This window comes from Streptomyces sp. Go-475, from assembly GCF_003330845.1.
Classification (GTDB): domain Bacteria; phylum Actinomycetota; class Actinomycetes; order Streptomycetales; family Streptomycetaceae; genus Streptomyces.
Genome location: NZ_CP026121.1, coordinates 4,079,514 through 4,105,588 on the forward strand (window position 1 = coordinate 4,079,514; position 26,075 = coordinate 4,105,588).

The following is a 26,075-nucleotide window of genomic DNA, read 5'->3' on the forward strand; positions in this document are numbered from 1 at the left end:
ATCGAGTGTAGGCGAGGTCGACCACTGGTCCGAATTGGGGATACCGGACTTTCCGGTGGATCACCGCCCGGCGACGGCTCGCACATTCGTGCCGTTTTCGCTGGTCAGGGTGAGGGTTTGGTGATCGACTCGGTACGTGGCCGTCCCGTCGAAAAGTCGCAGGAGCTTCTTCTCGTCGGCCATGAGTGAGTCTTCGCACATCATTCGGGTCGTGGCCGGAGGGCCGAGGGTGATATGGCCGTCGCGGACCGTGGCCTTGGCGTTGACCTTGTTGCAGCCGAGGCTGCCGGCGACGGTGCCCTTCTTCTCGTCGAAGGTGAGGTGGGCGCGGTCGTCGGCCCTCGGGCTCGTGACGGTCCACTTGGTGCCGGCCAGCGGGGCGTCCTCGGCCTTCGTCAGGCGGATCGTGTCCCCCTTCTCGGTGGTGAGGGTGAGGCGGTCGCCGTCCACCCGGGCCTTGAGCTCCTGGTCGGAGAGTGCGCGCGCGAGGGTCTCCTCGAACGCCATGGGCTTGTTCTCGCAGGCCATCTCGGTGGCCATGGTCTTGCCGAGCCGGATGCGGTCGCCGTCTACGGTGGCCTCGGCGCCGAAGGTGTTGCAGCCGAAGCTGCCCTCGGCCCGGCCCCGGTCGATGGTGACGTGGGCGCCGGTGGGGGCGCGGTGGGTGGTGCCGTCGGCCGTGACGCTGTCGACGTTCCACCGCAGGCCGGTCACCGGCTTCCCGGCACCGACCGAGGCGCTGCCGTCGTCCGCCTTCTCGCTGCCGCAGGCCGCCAGGAGCGGGACGAGCATGGCGGCGGCCGTCAGGGTCATGCGCTGCTTCTGCCTGTCCATGCCACTTCGACGGGGGACCCGGGGGGATCGGTTCCCCTTATGTCATCAGGGGCAGGTGGGCCGACAGATCCGCCCGCTCCCCGCTCGCGCTGACCTTGGTGTCCTCCAGAGCCTGCGCCCAGGACACCCGCCCGGTCGCGAGCCGGATCCAGGTCAGCGGGTCCGTCTCGACGACGTTGGGCGGCGTGCCGCGGGTGTGCCGGGGCCCCTCCACGCACTGCACCACCGCGTACGGCGGCACCCGCACCTCCGTCGAGCCGCCGGGGGCCTTCACGGCGAGCGCGTCGGCCAGCAGCCGGGTGCAGGCGGCCAGGGCCTGACGGTCGTAGGGGATGTCCAGGCCGGGGACGGCGGCGTTGAGGTCGTCGGTGTGGACGACGAGTTCGACGGTGCGGGTGACGAGGTAGTCGGCGAGGGTCATGGCGCCGGTGCGCGCGGCGAGGACGCGGGTGCCGGGGGCGGCCGCGAGCTTCTCGGCGAGGCGCTCCTCGGTCCTGTCGTACAGGGTGTCGAGGTCGGGGTTGGCCTCGGCGAGCTGCCGGGTGCCGTCGTCGATGTCGGCGGCTCGGACGGCGGTGGCGAAGGGCCAGTCGGTGAGGCCGAGTTCCGGTTTCGCCGGCTCGTCGCGGTCGAGGTTTCGGCTGACGGTCTCCACGGCCATGGTCACGTGGGCCGCCAGCTCCCGGACCGTCCAGTCACCGAGCCTGGTCGGCAGGGCGAGCTGCTCGGGGGTGAGGGTGCGGACGGCCTGCCGCACGTTCCCGAACTGGGCGAACACGGCCGCCTGGATCTTGACGGGGTCGTAGCTGCGGGTGCGCTTCTTGGCCGGGGGCATGGGGGTCAGCCTAGAGCGACGGCCGCCGGCGGCGCCTCGAAGATCTCTCCGTTGCGCGGCACGCCGATTCCGCGCCAGGTGAAGGGCGCGCCCCGGGCCGCGTCCGGATCCGGGCCGTCCATCAGCTGGAAGTGCAGGTGCGGCTCGGAGGAGTTGCCCGAGGTGCCGCAGCGGGCGATCGGCTGCCCGGCGCGGACGCGGTCGCCCTCGCGGACGGTGAGGGAGCCGCGCTGGAGATGGGCGTAGGCGGCGTAGGTGCCGTCGCCGAGGTCGAGGACGAGGTGGTTGCCGAGGATGCGCCCGGTGCCGGCCAACTCGCGCACCGAGCCCTCGACGAGCAGCAGGTACAGCAGCCCCGGCAGGGAGGTGCGGCTCAGGTGGTCGCGCTGCCCGTCGGCGGCCCGGACGACCGTGGCGTCGGCGACCGCGAGGATCGGGGCGCCGAAGGCCGGGAAGTCCTGGGGGCGGCGGGCGAGCGGCCACAGCCACCGGAAGGCGGGGCGGGCGCCCGGCTCGGGCTCGGCGAGGATGTCGATCGCGTATGTCTGACCGTGGGCGTGGACGCCGTGGCTCGGGGTGCGGTCGGCCGGGCTGTTCAGCGCGGACCAGCGGCCGGTGACCGGCGGGTCGACCTCGACGGGCTCGCGGGCCGCCCGGGGGCTGTCCGGGGCACCGCCCCACCGGTTGGCGACGGTGACGACGACGTACGCCAGGACCAGCGGCAGGCCGTTCCACAGGGCGTGGTAGCCCCAGTCGAAGCAGATGTGTGCGACCACCAACGCGATGAAGGCCAGTTGCAGCCCCCGGAAAGCCACCATGCCGAGCTTGCGTGCGGACATCCTGTTCCCCCTCGACGCGCTTCTACGGACGGGCCGTCGCCAGCGCCACCAGCAGCGGTACGACCCGCCCCGGCGGCACCTCGTGGCGGCCCCGGCCGGTCGTGTGCAGCCAGCCGGTGCCGGTGAGCTGGCGCAGGTGGTGGTAGATCTGGCCGGTCGTGCCGACCTCGTCCAGCTCGGCGAGTTCCGCCGCGGTGCGCCGACCGCCGAGGATCTCGCGCAGCAGCCGGAGCCGGACCGGGTGGCCGAGGGCCGCGAACGACTCGGCGGCCGCCGCCCAGTCGCCCTCCAGCAGGTCCTCCGTGAGGGCGCCCAGCTGCCAGGCGTACTCCTCACCCGTCGGCAGCCGTACGGAGCCGGTGTAGAGGACGCCTCCGTCGGTGGCCCCTGTCTCGGACAGTTGCTCCTTCAGCCCGTTCAGGGCCCAGAAGTCGCCGCCGTCCAGACGAGGTCCGGTGCGCTGGGCGCCTTCCAGTGCCGCCAGTCGGCGCTCCAGGTCGGTGACGCGTTGTTCGAGTTCCACGCCCCCGAGATTACGGAACTACGTAATTACGTTCAAGAGCGGAATCCGGACACGGCGAAGCCCCCGCCCGGCGACCCGGACGAGGGCTTCGGAGCGAGTTGCCTACGCCAGCAGGGCCGGGATGGTCCCCTCGTGCGCCTCGCGCAGCTCGGACAGGGGGAGCGTGAACTCGCCCTGCAGCTCCACCGTGTCGCCGTCGACGACGCCGATGCGGGTGGCCGGGAGGCCCCGGGCGCCGCACATGTCGGTGAAGCGGAGCTCCTCGGAGCGCGGCACGGCCACGATCGCGCGGCCCGCCGACTCGGAGAAGAGGAAGGTGAAGGCGTCCAGACCGTCCGGGACGATCAGGCGCGCACCCTTGCCGCCCAGCAGGGCCGACTCGACGACCGCCTGGATCAGACCGCCGTCGGACAGGTCGTGCGCGGAGTCGATCATGCCGTCGCGGGAGCCGGAGATCAGGATCTCGGCCAGCAGGCGCTCGCGCTCCAGGTCGACCTTGGGCGGCAGACCGCCGAGGTGGTCGTGGATCACCTGCGACCAGGCCGAGCCGCCGAACTCCTCACGCGTGTCGCCGAGGAGGTAGAGCAGCTGGCCCTCCTCCTGGAAGGCGACCGGGGTGCGGCGGGCGACGTCGTCGATGACGCCCAGGACCGCGACCACCGGGGTCGGGTGGATGGCGGCCTCGCCCGTCTGGTTGTAGAGCGAGACGTTGCCGCCGGTCACCGGGGTGCCGAGCTGCTGGCAGGCGTCGGCGAGACCGCGCACGGCCTCGGCGAACTGCCACATCACCGCCGGGTCCTCGGGCGAGCCGAAGTTCAGGCAGTCGGAGACGGCGAGCGGCTTGGCGCCGGTGGTGGCGACGTTGCGGTACGCCTCCGCCAGGGCCAGCTGGGCGCCGTGGTACGGGTCGAGCTTGGCGTACCGGCCGTTGCCGTCGGTGGCGATGGCCACGCCGAGGCCGGTCTCCTCGTCGATCCGGATCATGCCGGAGTCCTCGGGCTGGGCGAGGACGGTGTTGCCCTGCACGAAGCGGTCGTACTGGCTGGTGATCCAGGACTTGGAGGCCTGGTTCGGGGAGGCGACCAGCTTCAGGACCTGGTCCTTCAGCTCCTCGGACGTCGCCGGCCGCGGCAGCTTGTTCGCGTCGTCGGCCTGCAGCTCGTCCTGCCAGGACGGGCGGGCGTACGGGCGCTCGTAGACCGGTCCCTCGTGCGCCACCGTGCGCGGGTCGACGTCGACGATCTTGCCGCCGTGCCAGTAGATCTCCAGGCGGTCGCCGTCGGTCACCTCACCGATGACGGTGGCGATGACGTCCCACTTCTCGCAGATCTCCAGGAAGCGGTCGACCTTCTCCGGCTCGACGACCGCGCACATGCGCTCCTGCGACTCGCTCATGAGGATCTCCTCGGGCGAGAGCGTGGAGTCGCGCAGCGGGACGTCGTCCAGCGTCACGCGCATGCCGCCCGAGCCGTTCGAGGCGAGCTCGGAGGTGGCGCAGGACAGGCCGGCCGCGCCGAGGTCCTGGATGCCGACGACCAGCTTCTCCTTGAAGGCCTCCAGGGTGCACTCGATGAGGAGCTTCTCCTGGAAGGGGTCGCCGACCTGGACGGCCGGGCGCTTGGAGGGCTTGGCGTCGTCGAAGGTCTCGGAGGCCAGGATCGAGGCGCCGCCGATGCCGTCGCCGCCGGTGCGGGCCCCGTAGAGGATGACCTTGTTGCCGGCGCCGGACGCCTTGGCGAGGTGGATGTCCTCGTGCCGCATGACGCCGATGGCACCGGCGTTGACCAGCGGGTTGCCCTGGTAGCAGGCGTCGAAGACGACCTCGCCGCCGATGTTGGGCAGGCCCAGGCAGTTGCCGTAGCCGCCGATGCCCGCGACGACGCCCGGCAGGACGCGCTTGGTGTCGGGGTGGTCGGCGGCGCCGAAGCGCAGCGGGTCGACGACCGCGACCGGGCGGGCACCCATGGCGATGATGTCGCGGACGATGCCGCCGACACCGGTGGCCGCGCCCTGGTAGGGCTCGACGTACGACGGGTGGTTGTGCGACTCGACCTTGAAGGTGACCGCGTAGCCCTGGCCGACGTCCACGACACCGGCGTTCTCGCCGATGCCGACGAGCATGGCGTCGGACTCGGGTGCCTTCTCGCCGAACTGGCGCAGGTGCACCTTGCTGCTCTTGTAGGAGCAGTGCTCCGACCACATCACCGAGTACATGGCCAGCTCGGCGCCGGTCGGGCGGCGGCCGAGGATCTCGACCACGCGCTCGTACTCGTCCTTCTTCAGGCCCAGTTCGGCCCAGGGCAGCTCGACGTCGGGGGTCGCGGCCGCGTGCTCGACCGTGTCCAGAGGCGTCCGGCTCATGCGTTGACCAGCTTCTTGAGGATCGAGGTGAAGAACGGGAGGCCGTCGGTGCGACCGGTGCCGACCAGCGGCTCGACGGCGTGCTCGGGGTGCGGCATGAGGCCCACGACGTTGCCGGCCGCGTTGGTGACGCCCGCGATGTCGTTGTTCGAGCCGTTGGGATTGACGTCCAGGTACCGGAAGGCGACCCGGCCCTCGGCCTCCAGCGCGTCCAGCGTGTGCCGGTCGGCGACGTACTGCCCGTCGATGTTCTTCAGCGGGATGTGGATCTCCTGGCCGGCGGTGTAGTCGCTGGTCCAGGCCGTCTCGGCGTTCTCCACCCGCAGCTTCTGGTCACGGCAGATGAAGTGCAGGTGGTTGTTGCGCAGCATCGTGCCGGGCAGCAGGTGGGCCTCGGTGAGGATCTGGAAGCCGTTGCAGATGCCGAGGACCGGCAGTCCGGCCTTCGCCTGCTCCAGCAGGGGCTCCATCACCGGCGAGAAACGGGCGATGGCCCCGGCGCGCAGATAGTCGCCGTAGGAGAAACCACCGCACAGCACCACGGCGTCGACCTGCTTGAGGTCCTTGTCCTTGTGCCAGAGGGCGACGGGCTCGGCGCCCGCGAGCCGGATCGCACGCTGCGTGTCCCGGTCGTCGAGCGAGCCGGGGAAAGTGACGACGCCAATACGAGCGGTCACTTCACGGCCTCCGCGACTTCCTCGACCCGGACCGTGAAGTCCTCGATCACGGTGTTCGCGAGGAAGGACTCCGCAAGATCGTGAATGCGGGCGAGGGCGGCCTCGTCGACCGGCCCGTCAACTTCCAGTTCGAAACGCTTTCCCTGGCGGACGTCCGAGATCCCCTCGAAACCCAGCCGCGGCAGTGCGCGCTGCACCGCCTGGCCCTGGGGGTCGAGGATCTCCGGCTTGAGCATGACGTCGACTACGACGCGTGCCACTGGCACTCCCGGTGTGTGGTGCTGAGCAGGTTCCTTCAGACTACCCGCACAAAATTTCTACGCGCGTCGACTTGTAGGAAGCTACGTGACCGTCATCACGATCCGGTATCGACGAGCACACGCGCGAAAATTTCCGGGAAAGATTCCGGATCGACGCCCGAAACCTATTGCGTTCGGCCACGCGAAAGGATTTAGTCGGGCTTCGCAATGCATTGTCGGGCACTGTACAAATAAATTGGGCAAGTGCCGCAGGAAGGGACCGATATTCGTGGCGCAGAAGGTCGTGGTCACTCTCTTTGACGACATCGACGGCTCGGAAGCGACGGAAACGATCGCCTTCGGACTGGACGGCAAGTCGTACGAGATCGACCTGAGCGAAGTCAATGCCGGTGAACTGCGGAAGGCGCTCGCGCCCTACGTCGAGGCCGGCCGCAAGCGGTCCCGCTCGGGCCGGGCGTACCGGCAGACGGAGGTCGCCCCCGACCCCTCGGCCGTGCGCGCCTGGGCCCAGGCCAACAAGATGGAGGTCCCCGCGCGCGGGCGCATCCCCAAGAGGGTCTACGAGGCGTTCAGCGCCGCGCAGTGACGACCCCCGGGCCGCGCACCGACGACCGGTCACCGGCCCCTCGCGGCAACCGACTTGCGCAGCACCCCCGCTGATCAGCTAGAGTCTGGAGCACGCCGAGGGGCACGGCCGAAAGGCCCAGCTCACGGAACACGCGGGTGTAGTTCAGTAGTAGAACATCCCCCTTCCAGGGGGAAGGCGCAGTGTGCGATTCCTGTCACCCGCTTTGCATCGCCGTACCGACCACTGATGTGGATCAGGTAGGCTGGTGCTCGCACCGGTCAGTGAAAGCTGGTCGGGAGCAATGCGGACGTAGCTCAGTTGGTAGAGCGCAACCTTGCCAAGGTTGAGGTCGCGAGTTCGAGCCTCGTCGTCCGCTCGGGAAATGAGACCCCGGTCCTTCTGGACCGGGGTCTTTTCGTGTGCGACGTGTGCGGCGAAGATCCCTCCTGACATTTGTCATGCCGAGTGATGACAGCCCGCACTGCTCCCGGCCCCCTGGCGACGGGACGCTTGAGCCATGGAAACCAACGGACACGAACACGTGATTGAGGTCACTGACCTGCGGCGCGTGTACGGGGGCGGGTTCGAGGCAGTCAGCGGAATCAGTTTCTCTGTACGGCGCGGGGAGATCTTCGCCCTGCTCGGCACCAACGGCGCGGGCAAGACGTCGACCGTCGAACTGCTGGAGGGACTCGCGCCGCCGGTCGGCGGGCGGGTACGGGTCCTCGGGCACGACCCGTACACCGAGCGGGCCCTCGTACGCCCCCGCACCGGCGTGATGCTCCAGGAAGGGGGCTTCCCGTCCGAACTGACCGTCGCGGAGACCGCGCGGATGTGGGCGGGCTGTGTCAGCGGGGCCCGGCCGCCGGCGGAGGTCCTGGCGCTGGTCGGGCTGGAGCCGAAGGCCGGCACCCGGGTCAAGCAGCTCTCCGGCGGACAGCGGCGCCGGCTGGACCTGGCGCTCGCCCTGCTCGGCGACCCCGAGGTGCTCTTCCTGGACGAGCCGAGCACCGGACTGGACGCCGAAGGCCGCCGCGACACCTGGGAGTTGGTGAGCGCCCTGCGCGACGGCGGTACGACGGTGCTGCTGACCACGCACTACCTGGAGGAGGCCGAGAACCTCGCCGACCGGCTGGCGATCATGCACGAGGGACGGATCGCCGTCACCGGGACACCGGCCGAGGTGACCGCCACGCAGCCGTCGCGGATCTCCTTCGAGCTGCCCGAGGGCTACTTCCTCGGCGATCTCCCGCCGCTCGGCGAGCTGGGCGTGACCGGCCACGAGACCGACGGCCGGACCGTCCGGCTCCGCACCCATGAACTGCAGCGGTCCGCCACCGGGCTGCTGATGTGGGCCGAGCGGGCCCGGGTGGAGCTGCGCCGCCTGGACGTGCGCTCGGCGTCCCTGGAGGAGGCGTTCCTCGGGATCGCCCGGGACGCCTCCACGGGCCGGACCGCGGGGACGACGACGAAGGAGTACGCGGCATGAGCACCGTCGTGAAAGGAGTGGCGCTCACCACGCCGCTGAGCCGGATGACGGCTCTCGCCCGGGCCGAACTGACCCTGCTCGGGCGGACCCGGGGCGCGCTCGTCGCCGCGCTGTTCGTGCCGCTGGTGATGCCGGTCAGCGTGCGGTCGGCGGCCGAGGAGATGGACCTCGCCGGGGCGGGGCTGAACACCGGCACCCTGGTGCTGCCCGCCGCGGTCGGCTTCTCCCTGCTGTTCGCCGTCTACTCGGTGCTCGTCGGCTCCTTCGTCGTCCGCCGTGAGGAACTCGTCCTCAAGCGGCTGCGCACCGGCGAGCTGCGGGACGTCGAGATCCTGGCCGGCTCGGCGCTGCCGGCCGTCCTCACCGGGCTCGTGCAGTGCCTGCTGCTGGCGGCGGGCTGCTCGGTGCTGCTGGACCTGTCCGCGCCGTCCGCTCCGCAGCTGAGCGTGCTCGGACTGCTCTTGGGTCTTGTGCTGTGCGCCGCCCTCGCCGCGGCCACCGCGAGCCTCACCCGGACCGGCGAGAGCGCGCAGGTCACACCGATGCCGCTGCTGCTCGTCTCGATGATGGGCTCCGGCATGTTCGTCCCGCTGGAACTGCTGCCGGACAAGCTGGCCTCCGTGTGCGAACTGCTGCCGCTGACGCCCGTCGTCACCCTGGTGCGCGGCGGCTGGACCGGCGACCTGTCGGGCTACGAGGCGCTGGGCGCCGTCGCGACGGCGGTGGCCTGGACCGTGCTCGCCGTGTTTGCTGTACGGCGGTGGTTCCGCTGGGAACCGCGGCGCTGACCGAAGGGGGAGTGACGGGCTGATGCGCGGGCCGGGCAGGTGGTGGCGGCGGAAGAGCACACCGGAGAAGGTCGAGACGTACACGCGGTGGTCGTTCCACTCCTTCGCGGTCGTCGAGTTCTTCTTCGTGGGTGTCACGGCCCTGGCCCCGCTGGGAGTGCGGCTGGGCGGCCTCGTGCTGCTCCTGGTGGGCGTGCACGCCGTCGTCTGCTTCGCCACCGTCTCGCGGGCGCTGGACTGGACACGTGGCCGTCGGCCCCAGCCCGTGCGGCTGCTGTGGACCCTGGCCGCCGTCACCGCCGGCGTCGCCGTCGCCACGATCGGCATCGCCGAGCGCGGACCGGACCGCGAGAGCGTCGGCAGTGCCGCGGCCGCGGTGTTCGGCGTCGTCCTGATCTTCGGTCCCGGCATCATCGCGCTCGGCGTCCGCCCCCGCTGGGCGTTCGGGATCGCGGGCGCGTTCGCGACGGGCACCTGCCTCGTGCTGCTCGCGCTGGGCGCCCCCACGCTCGCCGCGATCCTCACGGCGGTGTCGGTGCTGTCCGGCGGCGTGTTCCTCACCTTCGCGGCCGTCTTCTCCGTGTGGCTGCTCAACGCCGTCTACGAACTCGACGACGCGCGCGAGACCCGGGCCCGGCTCGCCGTCGCCGAGGAGCGGCTCAGGTTCGGGCGGGATCTGCACGACGTCATGGGGCGGAACCTCGCCGTGATCGCGCTCAAGAGCGAACTGGCCGTGCAGCTCACCCAGCGGGGGCGGCCGGAGGCGATGGCGCAGATGGTCGAGGTGCAGCGGCTCGCGCACGAGTCGCAGCGGGAGGTCCGCGAGGTCGTGCGCGGCTACCGGGAGGCCGATCTCGCCTCGGAACTCGCCGGTGCGCGAGGCGTGCTGACCGCGGCCGGGCTCGACTGCACGGTGAGCGGGCGGGCCCCGGTGGGGCTGCCGGCCGGGGTGCAGTCCGCCTTGGGGTGGGTCGTCCGGGAGGCCGCGACGAATGTCCTGCGACACGGGAACGCGCGGTGGTGCGCGGTGCGACTGGAGGTCCTGGAGGGGCGAGTGGTGCTCTCGGTGGAGAACGACGGGGTCGTCGAGGCCGGAGTCGGGGAGGGGGCGACCGGCTCCGGGCTCGCCGGGTTGCGGGAGAGGCTGGCGGAGATCGCCGGGACGCTGAAGGCGGGACCCGCGGGCAAGGGGCTGTTCCGGCTGACGGCGGAGATTCCGCTGCCGTCGGAGTCCGCCCCTGCCGAACCCAGCGCCGCTGTGCGCGCTGTGAGCGAGGTCACGCCATGACCGCCGTGGAGCCGGTGCGGCTGTTGCTCGCCGATGACGAGCACCTCATCCGCGGGGCGCTCGCCGCGTTGCTGTCGCTGGAGGACGACCTCACGGTCGTCGCCGAGGCGGCCACCGGGCCGGAGGCGCTGGCGATGGCCCGGGCGCACCAGCCCGACGTCGCCGTGCTGGACCTCCAGATGCCCGGGGCCGACGGTGTGAAGGTCGCCACATCGCTGCGGACCGAACTGCCCGGCTGCCGGGTCCTCATCGTCACCAGTCACGGGCGGCCCGGGCATCTGAAGCGGGCGCTGGAGGCGGGGGTGCGGGGGTTCGTGCCGAAGACGGTGAGCGCGCAGCGGCTCGCCGAGCTCATCCGTACGGTGCACGCCGGGAACCGTTACGTCGACCCGGAGTTGGCCGCCGACGCGATCGCCGCCGGGGACTCGCCGCTGACCGCCCGGGAGGCCGAGGTCCTGGAACTCGCCGCCGACGGGGCGCCCGTCGCGGAGATCGCCGAGCGGGCCGCGCTGTCCCAGGGGACCGTGCGGAACTATCTCTCGTCGGCCGTGTCGAAGCTCGGGGCGGAGAACCGGCATGCCGCGGTGCGGCTCGCACGGGAGCGAGGTTGGGTATAGTGGTTCCCGCGCCACGGCGCATGCGAACGTAGCTCAGTTGGTAGAGCGCAACCTTGCCAAGGTTGAGGTCGCGAGTTCGAACCTCGTCGTTCGCTCCAGCGAGAAGCCCCCCGGTTCCGGCCGGGGGGCTTCTTCGTGCGCTACTTCCTCACGCCCAGCTCGTGCCGGTCAGGCGCTCGTACGCCTCCACGTACTTGGCGCGGGTGGCGTCGACGACCTGCTGCGGCAGCGGGGGCGGCGGCTGCTCGCTCGCGCGGTCCCAGCCGGACTCCGCCGAGGTCAGCCAGTCCCGGACGAACTGCTTGTCGTACGACGGCTGCGCCCGGCCCGGCTGCCACTCGTCGGCCGGCCAGAAGCGCGAGGAGTCGGCGGTGAGGACCTCGTCGGCGAGGACCAGGGTGTCGCCGTCGAAGCCGAACTCGAACTTGGTGTCCGCGAGGATGATGCCCCGCTCCCGGGCGATGTCCCGGCCCCGCGAGTAGACGGCGAGGGTCGCCTGGCGCAACTGCGCCGCGGTCTCCGCGCCGACCTGGCGGGCGACCTCCTCGTAGGAGACGTTCTCGTCGTGCTCGCCGACCTCGGCCTTCGTGGCCGGGGTGAAGATCGGGGCGGGCAGCTCGCTGCCGTCGACCAGGCCCTCGGGGAGGGCGAGGCCGCAGACCGTGCGGGACTCGTTGTACTCGGCCAGGCCCGAGCCGGTGAGGTAGCCGCGGGCCACGCACTCCACGGGGACCATCCGGAGCGACTTGCAGATCAGCGTGCGGCCCTCCCAGTCGGCGGGCGCGCCCGCGGGCAGTTCCGTGCTCAGGACGTGGTTCGGGACCAGGTCGGCGAGCTGGTCGAACCACCACAGGGAGAGCTGCGTGAGGATCCGGCCCTTGTCGGGGATCTCCGTCGGCAGTACCCAGTCGTACGCGGAGATGCGGTCGCTGGCGATCATCACGAGGTCGCCCGCCTCGTTCTGGTACAGCTCCCGCACCTTGCCGGTGTGCAGATGTACCAGGCCCGGAACCTGGAGCGGCTCGGGCTTTTCGACGAATCCGGACACGGTTCCTCCCCGTGGTTCTGTACGAGTGGCTCGATTCTCCCGTATGCGAGCTTGATCACGGACAGCGGGTCAGTCGCGTTTGCAGATGCGGTCCAGGAGGTTGGCGGTGGCGCGCTGGATGCGCGCGTCGACGTGGCCGGGACGGTCCAGGGCCGGGGACCAGGCGAACGTTCCGGATGCGAAGACCCAGGCACCGGAGGGGGCGCGGTACAGGGACGTCTCCTGGTGGCGGAGGACGCCCTCCTTGTCGGTGTACGGGGAGTGGGCGAGCAGCACGCGCTCCTCGTGCTCGGGCAGCGGGGTGCGCGGGAAGTAGCGGTCGGCCTCGCCCGCGACCAGGCCCTCGATCTCGTCGCCCTCGTGCGCCCCGGTCGCCTCCCAGAGCCAGTGCCCGGCGTTGCGCACGATCAGCGGGTGCGGCTCTGGGACGTGCCCCGCGTACTGGATGCCGAGGAGTTGCTGCTCCGCCCGGTCGATCTCCCGCCACAGCACCGGCTTGCCCGGGCCCCTGCGTTTGCGGCAGGTCAGCAGCCGGTGGGGGACACCGGACGGGGAGGGGCCCAGCTCCACCTGCCAGTACATCGAATTGGCGGAGAGGAAGACGAGCGAGGCGCCGGCGTCGCGGGCGGCCTCCACGGTCCGGCGCATGTCGGCCGACCAGTACTCGTCGTGGCCCGGGAAGACCAGACCGCGGTAGCGCGCGGGGTCGACGCGGCCCGCGTGCAGGTCACTGGCGTCGGCGTAGGCGACGTCGTAGCCGTAGCGCTCGGCCCAGCGGATGAAGTCGTACGCGTGGCCGACGTGCAGGGGGAGGCCGGCGCCCGCGTACGGGCGGTCGAAGGAGACCGTCGTGGCGGCGTCGGCCTCGCCGAGCAGTCGGCCCTGCTCGTCCCAGGCGTGGTAGAGGCTGGCGCCGGTGCGGCCGTCCTCCGGGTAGAGGTTGTACGCCTGCCAGGTGATGTCGGGCAGGACCAGGAGCAGGTCGGCCGGCTGGTCGTGGCGGACGGTGAACGGCACGTGGGAGCGGTAGCCGTCGGCGGTGGTGAGCACGGCGACGTACGCGCCGATGTTCCAGTACGACGGGACCTGGAGGCGCCAGGAGAGCCACCAGTGGTGGCAGGAGACCGTACGGTCGGCCGTGAGCGGCGGGGGCTGCACGATGCCGGACAGGCGCGGGCTGGTGGTGATCTTGGCGGCGCCGTCACCGCCGTAGTGGCCGATGCGGTAGATGTCGACGCCGAACTCCTGGGGCGGGTCGACGGTGACGTGGAAGTCGATGGCCTCGCCGGGGGCGACCGCGCCGGTGGAGGTGAAGCCCTTGATCTGGCGGTGGACGTCGTCCGCCGCGCGGGGGCCGCCGGAGCGGGTGCCCTGCTTCGGCGTGTGGGGCGCGTGGGGCGCGTGGGGCGCGTGGGGCGCGTCCTGGTCCGCGTACCAGGGGACGACCCGGCCCGTGTCGTCGAAGTACGTCACGCTGCCGCGCAGCCATGGGACGGGGCCCAGGCCGAAGGGATCCGTCACGGCGTGTGCCAGCGCTCCCGACTCCCAGCGGCGGATCTGCTCCGGACCCATGGTTGCTTCCCCTCCCCTTCGCCCCCGTGGCCGTGCCTGCTGATGTGGTGCGGTGCCTGGTGGTGGTGCGGTGTGGGATGAGTGTTGTTGTGTGTGATGAGTGGTGCGGTGTGTGGTGTCGTGTGCGGTCTTGTTTTCTTGTCGTATGTCGCGCGCCTTTGCCATGCGCGCGAACGGTCCAAGCACATCACATAACGCGCGCACTTCGTCACTGTTCGTTTCGAATTGGCCAGAAGCGGAAGGCAGTGCTCCGGCGGGTGGGGTCCAGGGACCGGCCGGGGTCAGGCGAGCCGGACCGGCTTCTCCGGGCGTATGCCCAGGTCGGCCAGCCAGGTCCGGAGCGGGGTGGCGTCGCCGTCCTCGATCAGGGCGAGGACCTTCGGCGCGAGATCCGGCGTGCGGGCGCCGTCGAGGAGCAGGGTCGGGCCGTCCAGCCAGTCCAGGCCGGGCCTCGCGCCGGCGGTGTCCATCGCGGCACAGCAGACCATCGCCATGAGGTGGTCGGCGAGCAGGTCACGGGACGAGCGCGGGGGCTGGAGAGGGAAGAGGGGGAGCGTGCGGTCGTCCCAGAGGGCGGCGGCGGGATCGGCGGCCGTGGCGTCGGGGGCCGTGGGGGACGGGCGGGGTGTCGCGGCTTCCTCGCGGGACAGCTCGGCGCTGAGGCGGGCGGCCAGGGCGGCGCTGCGGGCTGTTGTGCCGGAGAGGTCTTCGTCTTCTCTGTCTTCTCTGTCTTCTCTGTCTTCTCTGTCTTCTCCTCCTTCGTCTTCTCTGTGGTCTTCTTCGGTGTCGGCCGCGGTGGGGTGGAGTGGTCTGGGTCCGGCTCCGGGGCCGGGGCCGGGGCCGGTCGTGGGTCCGGTTGCGGTGGCGCTGTCGGCTGTGGTGGCGCTGTCGGGGGTGGCGTCCGTCAGGTGGTCCAGGACGCGGGCGAGGGTCGGGGCGCTGGTGGCGGACGTCGTGGGGCCGGAGGCGGGGCGGACGCCCAGGGCGTCCAGGACGCGGTGGAGGCGGGCCGCGTCCAGGCGCCACTTGCGGTCCACGACCTCCTCCGGATACTCGCTCCAGGCCACCGGCGACCAGTCGGGCCCGGGCCCGGCGGGGCCGCCGTGGAAGAGGCGGGCGGCGAGCAGGGAGGCGGCCTCGTCGACCGTGCCCGGCTCCTCCAGCAGATCACAGGCCGGCCGCTCCCCCAGCCGGGACGCGAAGCCCTCGGCCAGGCGGTCGCGCCGGGACAGCTCCGTGAGCGCCGCGACGACACCGGCGTCCAGCCGGGACGGCCAGCGGCCCATCCGCCAGGCGGGCAGGGCGACCCTGGTCAGCAGCCGGTCCCACCCCGCGTACGCCAGCCCCACCTGCTCCTGGGCGACGATCCGCAGGCCGTAATCCACAGCCTGTGCACGCTCCGCGGCCGCGGCCGCCACACCCCGCTCCATCTCGGCGGCGTGAGCGCGGCAGCTGCGCAGCAGAAGCCGGGCCACCCAGCCCACACCGGCGAGCACCGCCCGGGACACCGGATCGCGGCGGGACTCCGAGGCCACGGCCACCGCGGCGTCCAGCCCCCGGACGAAGCGCCGGGCGGCGGCTATGTCCGGGTGGGCGGAGGGGCCCGTACCGGCGACGACCGGCGCGAGGACCGCCCGCAGCTCGCCGACCCGCATCCACCACAGGAAGGGCGAGCCGATGACGAGGACCGGCGCGACGGGCTGACGGCCGTGCTTGTACTTCCCCGCTCCCGCTATGTCGTCGTGCTCCTCGGCCGGGGGCGGGCCGTGGGCGCGGTGCGTACGGTCCTCCAGCCAGCTGTCGCAGTCCGGGGTGAGCGCTATCGCGGAGGGCGCGGGGACGTCGAGCCGGTCGGCGAGGTCGCGCACCATCCGGTACAGGTCGGGGGCCGCCTCCTCGGTGATCGGGACGGTCGGGGTGATGGCGGGGCGGGCCCGGGCGACGACCAGGGCGACACCTGCGGCGGCGAGCAGCACGAGGACCGCGACCGGCGTCAGGGCCCAGCGGGCGGCGTCCCAGCCGGGGCCCGTGAGACGGCCGGTGGCGGGCCCCGCGAGCAGGATCACGGCGACGGCGGCGGGCAGCAGGGCCACGGCCAGCGCGCGGCTGCGGATGCGCAGCACGACGAGCGCCCGGTACCGCGCGGCCTGCGCGCCTGCCTCCACACCCATTCCGGTCACGACCGACCTCACCCCCTCCCCGTTGACCTGACGCTTCCCTTGCTCACTCCCCCACTGTGGCACCCGCCACCGACATCGCAATGCCGGTGGGCCAAGTGCCGGAACGCTTGCGCGGCACCCTAGTTGGGGCCTCGGCCCCCGTCAGCCGGATAGGGCATCGGTCACTCGATGGAATGGCTTTGGGGAGAGGTGGATGACGGACAGCGAGGATCAGGCCCCCGCCTACCGCACACATCAGGCCCCGGATCCTGAGACGGATCCGGGGCCTGTGCGGTTCATCGGCGTCGGGGTGGTTTCCCTGGGTTTCTGGCCCCTGTCGCGCGCTGTCGGTTACTCGCCGGCCGCCGCCTTCGCGGCGATGTCCGTGCGGTGCTGGGAGCCGTCGAGGCGGATGCGGCCGACGGCGGTGTAGGCGCGGTCGCGGGCCTCCGTGAGGTCCTTGCCGGTGGCCGTGACGGACAGGACGCGGCCGCCGGCGCTGACGATCGCGTCGCCGTCCCGCTTGGTGCCGGCGTGCAGCACGTACGCGTGCGGGGCGTCCTGCGCGGCGACCTCGTCGAGACCGGTGATCGGGTCGCCGGTGCGGGGGGTGCCGGGGTAGTTGTGCGAGGCGACGACCACGGTCACGGCCGCGTCGTCGCTCCAGCGCAGCGGCTCCAGGTGGGCGAGGTTGCCGGTGGCGGCGGCCATCAGGAGACCGGCCAGCGGGGTCTTCAGGCGGGCCAGGACCACCTGGGTCTCGGGGTCGCCGAAGCGGGCGTTGAACTCGATCACGCGGACGCCGCGCGAGGTGATCGCGAGGCCGGCGTAGAGGAGGCCGGAGAACGGCGTCCCACGGCGCTGCATCTCGTCCACGGTCGGCTGCAGAACGGTCTGCATGACCTCGTCGACCAGCTTCGGGTCGGCCCAGGGCAGCGGGGAGTACGCCCCCATGCCGCCGGTGTTCGGGCCCTCGTCGCCGTCCAGCGCGCGTTTGAAGTCCTGGGCGGGCTGGAGCGGCACGACCGTCTCGCCGTCGGTGACGGCGAAGAGGGAGACCTCGGGGCCGTCCAGGTACTCCTCGATGACCACACGCTCGCAGGCGGCGGCGTGCGCCCGCGCGGCCTCCAGGTCGTCGGTGACGACGACGCCCTTGCCGGCGGCGAGCCCGTCGTCCTTGACGACGTACGGGGCGCCGAAGGCGTCGAGGGCCGCGTCGACCTCTTCCGGGGTCGTGCAGACGTACGAGCGGGCCGTGGGCACCTCGGCCGCGGCCATGACGTCCTTCGCGAAGGCCTTGGAGCCCTCCAGCTGCGCGGCCTGGCCGGACGGGCCGAAGACCGGGATGCCCGCCTCGCGCACGGCGTCGGCGACACCGGCGACCAGCGGGGCCTCCGGGCCGACCACCACGAGGTCCGCGCCGAGCTGCCTGGCCAGCGCGGTGACGGCCGCGCCGTCCAGGGCGTCGACCTGGTGCAGCTCGGCCACCTCGGCGATGCCGGCGTTGCCGGGGGCGCAGTGCAGCGCGGTGACGTCGGGGTCGTGGGACAGGGAGTGGCACAGGGCGTGTTCGCGGGCGCCGCTGCCGATGACGAGGACCTTCACGGGGGTCAGCCTAACCGGAGGCGGCGGATTTCCTTTGTGCGGGCTGCCGAAGGGGGTGGGGATCTTGAGCTGGAGGTTCCTACGAGCGGAGCGGAGCGGAGTGAGCGGAGCGGAGCTGAGTGAGCGGAGCGGAGCTGAGTGAGCGGAGCGGAGCTGAGTGAGCGGAGCGGACAGGCAGGGCTACTCGTTGGAGGACTCAGGGCTACTCGTTGGAGGACCCCGGGTTACTCATTGGAGGACCCCGGGCTACTCGTTGGAGAACTCCTCCACGACTGTCGCTCCCAGCTCCCGGACGATGAGCTCCTGGCCGGAGAGGGCCGACTCGTCGAGGTCCGGGTCGTCGTCCTCGGGGATGTCCTCTTCCACGGAGACGTGACGGGGCGCCGGGGTGGAGGGCTGCGGGGCCGGGGCGGACGCGGCAGGGGCGGACGGGGCGGACGCGGGTCTGCTCGCCTGCTGCGCGGGGGCGGACGGGGCGGACGACTGGGGCGGGGCGGGGCGCTGGGCGGTCGCCGTGCCACCGCCGCCGGCGCTGTAGCCGCCCTGGGCGCTGCCGGTGTTGTAGCCGCCCGTGGCGCCGCCACCGCCTGCGGTGTAGCCGCCGGGGGCGCCGCCGCCGAAGCCGGAGGGGCCGCCCGGGGCCGGGGGCGCGGAGCCGCCGGAGGGGTCGACGATCGCCTCGATCTTCCACTGGACGTTGAACTGCTCGCCCAGCGCCTGCCGCAGCACGTCCTCGCTGCCGCTGCTCAGGAAGTTGTCCCGCGCGCCCGCGTTGACGAAGCCGAGCTGGAGGGTCGTGCCGTCGAAGCCGGCCACCTGGGCGTTCTGGCTGAGCAGGATCCAGGTGAAGCGGCGGCGGTTCTTGACCGCTTCCAGGATGTTCGGCCAGAGCATGCGGGGGTCGAGTCCGCCGCCCGTGGGGGCCGGGGCAGGGGTGGCCTGGGCGGGAGCCGATGGTGGGACTGCCGGGGCGGGGCCGGGGGCGGGAGCGCTCGGGGCCGGGGTGCCCTGGGCGGGTGCGTTCGCGGTGGGTGCTCCCGGAGCGGCCGTGGGCCAGCCGCCGGGGCGACGGCCGCCGCTGCCCGCGGAGGCGGCGGTGGGCCAGGCGCCCGGGGCCGGGGCGGACGGGGTCGGGCTCTGGGCAGGCTGAGCGGGGGCGCCGGGCTGGGCGTGTGTGCCGGTGCCGGGGCCGGAGGCGGCAGGGGCGTCGGAGGGTGCTCCCGGCGCACCAGGGGCCTGTCCCCTGGGCGTACCCGATGCCTGGGGCGGCGCGCTCTGGCCCGCCGCGGCCGCCGTACCGGCTCCGGGACCACCGGGGCCACTGGGACCACTGGGACCACCAAGGTCTCCGTGGTTTCCGGGGCCGGCCATGCCGCCGCTGCTCCCGCCGGTACCGACACCGGCGCCGGGGGCACCGGGGGATCCGGGGGTACCGGGGGCTCCGGAGGCGCGGACCGCCGCCCGGGCCGCGGCCGGGCCGCCGCCGGGCGGGACCGGAGCCGCGGCCGCTCCCCCGTGCGCCGCCTCGTGGTGGCTCTCCGGCCCAGGGACGTAACCCATCGCGGGCATGCCGGCCGCGGGCCCCGCGGAGAAGTTCACACCGCGCTCGATCCGGTCCAGGCGGGCCATGACGGACCGCTCGTCGCCGTAGGCGGCGGGGAGCAGGACGCGGGCGCAGATCAGTTCCAGCTGGAGACGGGGCGAGTTGGCGCCGCGCATCTCGGTCAGTCCCTCGTTGACGAGGTCGGCGGCGCGGCTCAGCTCGGCCGGGCCGAAGGTGCCGGCCTGGGCCTGCATGCGCTCGACGACGTCGGCGGGGGCGTCGATGAGCCCCTTCTCCGCCGCGTCCGGGACGGCGGCGAGGATCACCAGGTCGCGCAGCCGCTCCAGCAGGTCGGCGACGAAACGACGGGGGTCGTTCCCGCCCTCGATCACGCGGTCGACGACCTCGAAGGCCGCGGCTCCGTCGCCGGTGGCGAAGGCCTCGACGACGGAGTCGAGGAGGGACCCGTCGGTGTATCCGAGCAGGGCCGTCGCCATGGCGTACGTCACACCGTCGGCAGCGGCACCGGCCAGCAGCTGGTCCATGACGGACATCGAGTCACGCACGGACCCGCCGCCGGCCCGGACGACGAGCGGGAGGACCCCGTCCTCGACCGGGATGGCCTCCTTCTGGCACACCTCGGCGAGGTAGTCCCGCAGGGTCCCGGGCGGGACGAGCCGGAACGGATAGTGATGGGTGCGCGACCGGATGGTCCCGATGACCTTCTCGGGCTCGGTGGTCGCGAAGATGAACTTGAGATGCTCCGGGGGCTCCTCGACGACCTTCAGCAGCGCGTTGAAACCGGCCGACGTGACCATGTGGGCCTCGTCGATGATGTAGATCTTGTACCGGCTGCGGGCGGGCCCGAAGAAGGCCTTTTCGCGCAGGTCACGGGCGTCGTCCACACCGCCGTGGGACGCGGCGTCGATCTCGATGACGTCGATGGAACCGGGGCCGTTGCGGGCGAGGTCCTGACACGACTGGCACTCCCCGCAGGGCGTCGGCGTCGGGCCCTGCTCGCAGTTCAGGCACCGGGCCAGGATCCGCGCGCTGGTCGTCTTGCCACAGCCGCGCGGCCCGCTGAACAGGTACGCGTGGTTGACCCGGTTGTTCCGCAGCGCCTGCTGCAACGGGGCGGTGACATGCTCCTGCCCGATGACCTCGGCGAAGGTCTCCGGGCGGTAGCGGCGGTACAGAGCGAGAGACGACACGCATACGAGGTTATAGGCGCCCACTGACAACGGACCCCGCCACAGGAACCCCGGAACGCAAACGCCCCCCACGCACCCGCCAGAGCCAACCTACCCTTGCTGCCTTCCGGCCCTGGGGGAGTTCAGTCAGATAGCGCCGCGTGAGGGGCTGCGCCAAGGCTACCTGATGTCGGGGGTGGGGAACGAGTTCGCGAGCACTCCTCTCGGTCATGTAATGTTTCCGGCGGAGGATTCGCCTAGAGGCCTAGGGCGCACGCTTGGAAAGCGTGTTGGGGGCAACCCCTCACGAGTTCGAATCTCGTATCCTCCGCCAGTGCCTCACCGGGCACGATGTCGAAGGGCCCCACCGTTCGCGGTGGGGCCCTTCGACGTTGTCAGGGGGCATGCGCGCCTATTCGAGCGGTGCTGCGTTTTCCGTCGCGGTGATCGTTCGGCGCAGTAGGGCTCGGGCCCTGGCCAGGTCGGCCGCGCGGTGGTCGAGGGTGTGCAGTTGGGCGCGCAGGTGGTCGAGGACGCCGGGGCACGGGCGCAGGGTGGCGCCGTCGGCGGTGCACGGGAGGAGGCGGCGGATGACCCGCGTGGGGAGGCCCGCCGCGAGCAGCGCGCGGATCCGCCGTACGGTCTCCACGGCCTCGTCGGGGTAGTCGCGGTAGCCGTTGGCACGGCGTTCCGAGTGGATCAGCTCGGCGCGCTCGTAGTAGCGCAGGAGGCGCTCGCTGACTCCCGTACGGCGTGACAGTTCCCCGATGAGCACGGCCCTTCTCCCTCGCCTTGACCTTCCAACGGTGTCAGGGCGCAACGCTGGCCCGGTCGGTCGCATTCCTGGCCGATCGCATCGGCACGAGGAGGGGTAGATGATCATCGACGCGCACAGCCATGTTCACGACCCGGTCGAGGATCACATCGCGCTGTTGGACGACGCCGGGGTGGACCGGGCGGTGCTCTTCGCGACGCGGCCGCATCCGGAGCGGGCCACCGGCCTTGAGTCGCTGCGGCGCGAGATGGCCGTACTGGACGAGGCGGTCGGCGGCCGGGCCAACGGTGTGGACGGGTACCGGACCGCGTGGCAGGAACTGGACAAGGCGCTCGACGCCCATCCGGATCGTTTCATCGGCTTCAGGAGCGTGCCGCTCGATCTGGCACCGCAGCGGATCGCCGAGATGGTCGACCGGGAGGTGGTCGGGCGTGGTCTGCGGGGGATCGGGGAACTGACGCCGCCACCCGGACGGGCCGACCTCGTCGAGCCCGTGATGCGGGCGGCGGCGGACCACAGCGACCTGGCCGTTGTCGTCCACGGGTTCGCGCCCACCACGGCGGAGGACCTGCGCACCTTGGCCCGGCTGGCGAGTGCGTATCCGTCCGTACCCCTGGTGGTCAGCCAGCTCGGGGGGCTGCACTGGATGGACGCGATCGAACTGGTCCGGGACACGCCGAGCATGTTCCTGGAGCTTTCCACGGCCGGCCTGATCTTCGCCGTTCGGCTGGCCGTCAGGGAGATACCGGACCGCACCCTGTTCGGCTCCGACGCGCCCTACGGTGATCCGGCACTCGCCCGCGCGACGGTCGAGCGCGTCACCAGCCCGGGTGCGGTACGCGATCAGGTGCTGGGAGGAACGGCGGCCCGGCTTCTGGGGCTCACCTGACACTGCTGTGGCCGGCCCTCGCCTGCGGCCCGGCGCAGGGCATGTGCACCTGCGGGCAGGTCGCCCCGCCGCCGGCATGCGGACGCGTCAGCCCCGGGTGAAGGTGAAGGTGATGCCCGCCCGGCCGGACAGTTCGCCGCCCGAGCCGAGCAGTGACACCGTCCCCTTCGCGCTCACCTCCGCGCTGAACGTCACCTCGTTCAGCCGGAACTCGCCCGCGCGCTCGGGCAGGGAGGCGATGACGTCCTGCATCGACGTGACGAAGTCGGCGAGGCGGGCGCGGAGTTCCTCGGCGGGGATCTCCGTGCGGGCGGCACGCCACTCCTCGAGGCGGCGGAGGGTCAGCCGGTCGGTGCGGCCCTGGTCGGTGTCCTCCAGGCCGAGGACGCTGATCGTCTTCGCGGTGTCAGGGGTGGGCTCGGGCACGGGGTGTCTCCTCGGGGGTCGGGCGGACGTGCAGGTCGGGGTCGGCGTACGCGGCGTACGTGAGGCCGAGCGGGTTCCGGAGCGTGCAGAGGAGGTGCCGGCGGGCCTCGAGGAGTGCTCTGCCCAGCGGGATCCCGCGGATGAGGAAGCGTTCGTACAGCGCCTTGGAGAACGCGGCGGCGACGTCGTCGGGGATCTCGGTCTCGGTGCCGATGAAGCCGCGGTTGCCGTTCATGAGGAAGAGGTAGGGGAACGACGGGGCTCCCGGGGCCCGCAGCCGGCCCGAGCCGCAGGCGTTCATCATCACCAGCGGCAGGTCGAAGTCGCGCAGGTCCCGGTCGGCGCCGAGGGCGACGAGGTCCGCTCCGAGGGCGCCGAGCGTGGTGCGCGAGTGGTGTCCCGCCCCGCTGAGTTCGATCTCGGACGCGAGGGTGTCGTCGGATCGCGTGTAGCAGTGGCAGGCGAAGTGCTGGACCTGGTCGGGCAGTTCGCGGCGCGTGCCGTCGAGGAGGAGCCGGGGGTCGAAGATCTGCTCGGCCAGGCCCGGTGCGTGTTCCGCGCCGTCGGGGTACGGCCCTTCGAGGTCGATGTGGGCGCTTCCGGCGCCGTTGAACCAGGCCAGTTCCTCGACGGCTCCTTCGAGGTGCTCGTAGTACAGGTAGCGGGCGGGGACCCGGCCGTGCGGGCCGGTGTGCAGGGCGAGGCCGCCGTGGACCGGGGCGGGCAGCATGGCGCGGCGCACCACGCACGAGAAGCCGACGAGGGTGCGGCAGGCGGTGATGAAGTCGGCCGGGGTCTCGACGGGCGCGCCCGGGAACATCCGGAACAGCGGCAGGAACTCCAGCGGGAGGAATCCGTCCCGGCCGCCGACGCACTCGACGAGCGGGGGCGGCAGTTCGGGGTTCATGCCGTACGGCAGGGCGTTGTTCCAGAACGCCTGGAGTTCCTTGAGGACGGCCTGCTGTCCGCCGAACAGGATGAAGAGCAGGGTGCGGCCGAGGCCGTGCAGGCTCTGGAAGACCCGGTTGAGGTCCTTGTCCTCGACGTCGAACCCGGTGAGTTCGTCCTTGAGGCGGGTCAGCCCCCGGTCCAGTTCCTGGCGGACCCTGAGCAGCGCGTCGCCGCCGACCAGGGTGGCCCGTACGGGCGCGATGCCCGGGCGTCCGGCGGTGAACTCCAGGCGGGTCGCCTCGGCGCTGGTCAGGACGCGTACGGAGACGTCCGGGGGCCGTGCCTCGCTCATGCGCCGTCCGTCGCCCCGGCCGGGGTCCGCACCTCTACCTTGAGGGCGACGACCTGGACGAGGTGGCCCGCCTGGTACAGCTGGAACCACACCTCGTGGCCGCCCTCCTCCTCGGGCAGCCGGAACTCGAAGGCCGTCTGCCGCTCGTTCTCGACGAGGAGGTTCCTGCGCTGGGGCAGGGGCGTGAGCGTCGAGCTGTCGGCCATGGCGTCGAAGGACACCGTGCGGGTGTCCCTGCCGCCCTCGACGCGGACCGGCTCGAAGACGAAGAAGTCCCGGCCCGGGGGGCTTTCGATGACTGACGGGAGGTCTCGGGCGCGCGGGTCGCGCACCACGGAGACGAACAGCTTCACCCGCTGCCCCGCCGGGGCCGTGATCGTGCCGCCCTCGGCCCGTACGTCCTGCTGCCCGCGGTCCAGCTCGATCGCGAGGTAGCCGGTGAAGTTCGACAGGGCGGGGCCGGTCACGGACTCCTTCACCGAGGAGTGGATCGCGTCCCGGACGTCCCGTTCGAACTGCCGGTGGAGTGCCGTCAGATGCTTCTTCAGGTCGTCCTTCAGGCCTTCGCCGATGGGGCCGGCCGTCCGGCGGGCGACCCCCCGCGCGAGCGTGTCCAGGTCGAGCTCGCCGGTGGTGGCGCCGGCCGGGAACCGCGGGCCGAGTGAGGCGTTCTCCTCCCGGAGCGCCTGGCGTACGTCGGCGCGTACGCCGTCCCGCACCCGTTGGGCCACGCGTGCGGCGAGTTCGTCGAGCCGGGCGCCCTCGGGCAGCTCCGGCTCCGCCGGCCGGTGCCGTGCGGTGCTGTTCGGGAGCTCCTCACCGCTCAGTTCGGCGGCCAGCCGGATCATGAGCGGCCCGGAGGGGTCCGGGGGCAGGGTGATGTGCAGGCGCTTCGCCAGGTCGTACCGGTAGACCCCGACCGCGTGCGCCTTGGCCTCGTACACCTCGGCCTGCAGTCTGCGCGCCTGCACCAGCGCGACCGCCGCCAGGAGCAGCGGCCCCCAGACGAGCGCGACGGGCCGCCAGTCCGTGTAGCGGAAACCACCGAAGCCGGTGAGCGCGACGAACAGCCAGGTGCCCGCCGTGCACAGGGCGGCGGCGATGGTGATGCGCCAGACGAGGACGCCCCGTTCCCCGCGCCGCACCTGCCGAAGGATCTCGTCGGAGGCGACCAGGGCGATCCGGGGCCAGATCTCGTCGATGGCGAGGCCGGTGGTGAGGGCCGTACGCCGGTGGAGTTCGGTCATGGCGGCGGAGCGGAGGGGCTGGGCGAGACGCTGCCACCAGGTGGGGGCGCTGTCCGGATACGCGTCCAGTTCGCGCAGGCGGCGCTCCCGCTCCCGCTGCCTGGCCCGCTCCCATTCCCGCTCGCGCTCCCACTCCGGGGACGACGACCACCCGGGCGCCCCGTATCCGCCCGGCTCGCGGGACAGCCGGCCGTAGCCGTCCGGGCGGCCCCGAGGCCCGGCCTCCTCCTCCGTCACCACGCGCACCCGCCGGGCCAGTTCGGCCGCCCAGGCCCCTGCCCGCCCGGTGCCCGTCCACAGCAGTACGGCGTACTGCACCACCAGCAGAACGGCGCCGGCCACGGCCAGCCAGCCGACCCGTAGCAGCCGCTCGTCCGCATCCGCCCCGCTCCACGGCTCCTCCTGCGACATCGCCCACGCCAGGCTGCCCAGCGGGACCAGGATCCCGGCGAGCTGCGCCCCGGGCGAAGCCGCGGAGACGAGGGACCGCACGCCCACGACGAGCAGCGCACCGCCCACCGCGACACCGCCCGCCCACCACGCGGCCACGGTCTCGCCGCGCAGCGCGAACCGCGCCACCACACCGCCCGCGCCCAGGATCGCGGCGGCCCCGAACACCTTCAGGTACCTGTCGTAGGCCGACCAGTCCTGCGAGTCGGCCAGCCAGAAGCCCGCGGCCAGCGCCACCACCGCGCCACCCACGGCCCAGGCCGCCCACAGCGGCCCCTCGGCCGCGAAGCGGGCGGTGAGCCAGGCGCCGCACGCCTCGGCCAGGACGAAGGGAGCGATGGTGAGGGTGTCGTCGGACGGGGTGTGGCCACCGGCCGAGCCGTAGCGGCCGCTGACGTGGGCGGTGCGCCGGGACGCCGCGCCGAGCAGCACGAGGAGCAGGCCTCCGGCCGTCCAGGCCGTCGCGTACTCCTGGCCGCGGGTCAGTCTCGCGATGACCAGGGTCAGTTCGGCCACGAAGGCCGTCGCCAGGATCCCGGTCGTGTCCAGGTGCAGCGACCGGGTTTCCCCCTGGTGGGTGGACTGGCGGCCGCGCCGGACGCGGGCCACGGCCGCCTCGGCGCACCACACGGCGGCCGCCGCGAGCGCCAGCCAGCCGCCGAGCAGCCACAGATTGGCCGCCGGAGCGCCGTCCACAGGAACGAGTACGGCACCCGCGCCGGCCCCGGCGACCAGGACCGTCGCGGCCGTCGCGAGGAGGGCGAGGCCCCGCGTGGTGCCCGTGCTCCCCGCCATCACTCCCCCTCGGCCGCTCCGGTCCGGCAACTCATCGACCAGTATGGCCAGTTG

The 26,075-nt window shown here is 72.4% G+C and carries 22 protein-coding genes, 4 tRNA genes and 1 other RNA gene; 10 read left to right on the forward strand and 17 right to left on the reverse strand.

All coding sequences use genetic code 11. The annotated features are described in order from the left end of the window. Positions 1–60: 60 nt before the first annotated feature. From C1703_RS18825 to purS, 7 genes are all read right to left on the reverse strand, one after another. Positions 61–834, reverse strand: coding sequence for an META domain-containing protein (locus tag C1703_RS18825; RefSeq protein WP_114253968.1), 774 nt, complete (start codon positions 832–834; stop codon positions 61–63). Positions 835–871: 37 nt separating this feature from the next. Further along, positions 872–1,669: a maleylpyruvate isomerase family mycothiol-dependent enzyme gene (locus C1703_RS18830; protein WP_114253969.1), complete on the reverse strand. Its 798-nt coding sequence runs from the start codon at positions 1,667–1,669 to the stop codon at positions 872–874. Positions 1,670–1,674: 5 nt separating this feature from the next. After that, entirely contained in the window at positions 1,675–2,508 is an 834-nt protein-coding gene (locus C1703_RS18835; protein WP_114253970.1) for a M23 family metallopeptidase, read from the reverse strand. A 22-nt stretch (positions 2,509–2,530) separates the two neighbouring features. After that, entirely contained in the window at positions 2,531–3,031 is a 501-nt protein-coding gene (locus tag C1703_RS18840) for a winged helix-turn-helix domain-containing protein (RefSeq protein WP_114253971.1), read from the reverse strand. Positions 3,032–3,133: 102 nt separating this feature from the next. Next, positions 3,134–5,392 (reverse strand): phosphoribosylformylglycinamidine synthase subunit PurL, encoded by a 2,259-nt coding sequence (gene purL, locus C1703_RS18845; protein WP_114253972.1) that lies wholly within the window; start codon positions 5,390–5,392, stop codon positions 3,134–3,136. Next, positions 5,389–6,069 (reverse strand): phosphoribosylformylglycinamidine synthase subunit PurQ, encoded by a 681-nt coding sequence (purQ, locus tag C1703_RS18850; protein WP_114253973.1) that lies wholly within the window; start codon positions 6,067–6,069, stop codon positions 5,389–5,391. The genes purL and purQ overlap by 4 nt, the downstream gene beginning before the upstream one ends. Further along, positions 6,066–6,329 (reverse strand): phosphoribosylformylglycinamidine synthase subunit PurS, encoded by a 264-nt coding sequence (gene purS / locus C1703_RS18855; protein WP_010045045.1) that lies wholly within the window; start codon positions 6,327–6,329, stop codon positions 6,066–6,068. The genes purQ and purS overlap by 4 nt, the downstream gene beginning before the upstream one ends. A gap of 268 nt (positions 6,330–6,597) precedes the next feature. Between purS and C1703_RS18860 the strand changes: the two genes are divergently transcribed. The 8 genes from C1703_RS18860 (at position 6,598) to C1703_RS18895 (ending at position 11,177) form a co-directional block, all read left to right on the forward strand. Then, positions 6,598–6,915 carry an Lsr2 family protein gene (locus tag C1703_RS18860; protein WP_114253974.1) on the forward strand — a complete coding sequence of 106 codons (318 nt, stop codon included), beginning with the start codon at positions 6,598–6,600 and terminating at the stop codon, positions 6,913–6,915. 133 nt (positions 6,916–7,048) lie between these two features. Continuing rightward, a tRNA-Gly gene (locus C1703_RS18865) sits at positions 7,049–7,120 on the forward strand. An 80-nt stretch (positions 7,121–7,200) separates the two neighbouring features. Next, positions 7,201–7,273 (forward strand) — tRNA-Gly (locus tag C1703_RS18870). Positions 7,274–7,414: 141 nt separating this feature from the next. After that, positions 7,415–8,386, forward strand: a complete 972-nt coding sequence (locus C1703_RS18875) for an ABC transporter ATP-binding protein (RefSeq protein WP_114253975.1) — start codon at positions 7,415–7,417, stop codon at positions 8,384–8,386. Further along, complete coding sequence (locus tag C1703_RS18880; protein ID WP_114253976.1) at positions 8,383–9,174, forward strand: ABC transporter permease; 792 nt, start codon at positions 8,383–8,385, stop codon at positions 9,172–9,174. The genes C1703_RS18875 and C1703_RS18880 overlap by 4 nt, the downstream gene beginning before the upstream one ends. 22 nt (positions 9,175–9,196) lie before the next feature. Beyond that, complete coding sequence (locus C1703_RS18885) at positions 9,197–10,462, forward strand: histidine kinase (protein ID WP_114253977.1); 1,266 nt, start codon at positions 9,197–9,199, stop codon at positions 10,460–10,462. After that, positions 10,459–11,079, forward strand: coding sequence for a response regulator transcription factor (locus C1703_RS18890; RefSeq protein ID WP_114253978.1), 621 nt, complete (start codon positions 10,459–10,461; stop codon positions 11,077–11,079). Before C1703_RS18885 ends, C1703_RS18890 begins: the two co-directional genes overlap by 4 nt. Positions 11,080–11,101: 22 nt before the next feature. Further along, positions 11,102–11,177, forward strand: a tRNA-Gly gene (locus C1703_RS18895). Positions 11,178–11,227: 50 nt separating this feature from the next. Here C1703_RS18895 and C1703_RS18900 read toward each other — a convergent pair. The 6 genes from C1703_RS18900 to ffs all read right to left on the reverse strand — a co-directional run bounded on the left by C1703_RS18900 (position 11,228) and on the right by ffs (position 20,370). Then, a complete protein-coding gene (locus tag C1703_RS18900; protein WP_114253979.1) occupies positions 11,228–12,127 on the reverse strand; it encodes a phosphoribosylaminoimidazolesuccinocarboxamide synthase in 900 nt (299 codons plus the stop codon). Between the two features lie 69 nt (positions 12,128–12,196). Further along, positions 12,197–13,699 (reverse strand): N,N-dimethylformamidase beta subunit family domain-containing protein, encoded by a 1,503-nt coding sequence (locus C1703_RS18905; RefSeq protein ID WP_114253980.1) that lies wholly within the window; start codon positions 13,697–13,699, stop codon positions 12,197–12,199. A 281-nt stretch (positions 13,700–13,980) separates the two neighbouring features. Further along, positions 13,981–15,870 (reverse strand): hypothetical protein, encoded by a 1,890-nt coding sequence (locus C1703_RS18910; RefSeq protein ID WP_198678429.1) that lies wholly within the window; start codon positions 15,868–15,870, stop codon positions 13,981–13,983. Between the two features lie 339 nt (positions 15,871–16,209). Beyond that, entirely contained in the window at positions 16,210–17,463 is a 1,254-nt protein-coding gene (gene purD / locus C1703_RS18915) for a phosphoribosylamine--glycine ligase (protein WP_114253982.1), read from the reverse strand. Between the two features lie 246 nt (positions 17,464–17,709). After that, positions 17,710–20,217 carry a DNA polymerase III subunit gamma and tau gene (locus C1703_RS18920; RefSeq protein WP_114253983.1) on the reverse strand — a complete coding sequence of 836 codons (2,508 nt, stop codon included), beginning with the start codon at positions 20,215–20,217 and terminating at the stop codon, positions 17,710–17,712. A gap of 54 nt (positions 20,218–20,271) precedes the next feature. After that, positions 20,272–20,370: signal recognition particle sRNA small type (gene ffs, locus C1703_RS18925), an RNA gene on the reverse strand. 72 nt (positions 20,371–20,442) lie between these two features. Here ffs and C1703_RS18930 point away from each other — a divergent pair. Then, positions 20,443–20,530 (forward strand) — tRNA-Ser (locus C1703_RS18930). A 78-nt stretch (positions 20,531–20,608) separates the two neighbouring features. On the opposite strand, the gene C1703_RS18935 is transcribed toward C1703_RS18930, so the two are convergent. Further along, positions 20,609–20,971 (reverse strand): MerR family transcriptional regulator, encoded by a 363-nt coding sequence (locus C1703_RS18935; protein ID WP_114253984.1) that lies wholly within the window; start codon positions 20,969–20,971, stop codon positions 20,609–20,611. Between the two features lie 100 nt (positions 20,972–21,071). Here C1703_RS18935 and C1703_RS18940 point away from each other — a divergent pair, with 100 nt between their 5' ends. Next, positions 21,072–21,860 carry an amidohydrolase family protein gene (locus tag C1703_RS18940; RefSeq protein WP_114253985.1) on the forward strand — a complete coding sequence of 263 codons (789 nt, stop codon included), beginning with the start codon at positions 21,072–21,074 and terminating at the stop codon, positions 21,858–21,860. A gap of 87 nt (positions 21,861–21,947) precedes the next feature. Here C1703_RS18940 and C1703_RS18945 read toward each other — a convergent pair whose 3' ends face one another. From C1703_RS18945 to C1703_RS18955, 3 genes are read right to left on the reverse strand one after another with little or no spacing between them, the layout of a single operon-like run. Further along, positions 21,948–22,286, reverse strand: coding sequence for a hypothetical protein (locus tag C1703_RS18945; protein WP_114253986.1), 339 nt, complete (start codon positions 22,284–22,286; stop codon positions 21,948–21,950). Continuing rightward, entirely contained in the window at positions 22,267–23,529 is a 1,263-nt protein-coding gene (locus tag C1703_RS18950) for a CHAT domain-containing protein (RefSeq protein ID WP_114253987.1), read from the reverse strand. The genes C1703_RS18945 and C1703_RS18950 overlap by 20 nt, the downstream gene beginning before the upstream one ends. Then, entirely contained in the window at positions 23,526–26,021 is a 2,496-nt protein-coding gene (locus C1703_RS18955; protein ID WP_114253988.1) for a hypothetical protein, read from the reverse strand. The genes C1703_RS18950 and C1703_RS18955 overlap by 4 nt, the downstream gene beginning before the upstream one ends. Positions 26,022–26,075 lie beyond the last annotated feature (54 nt).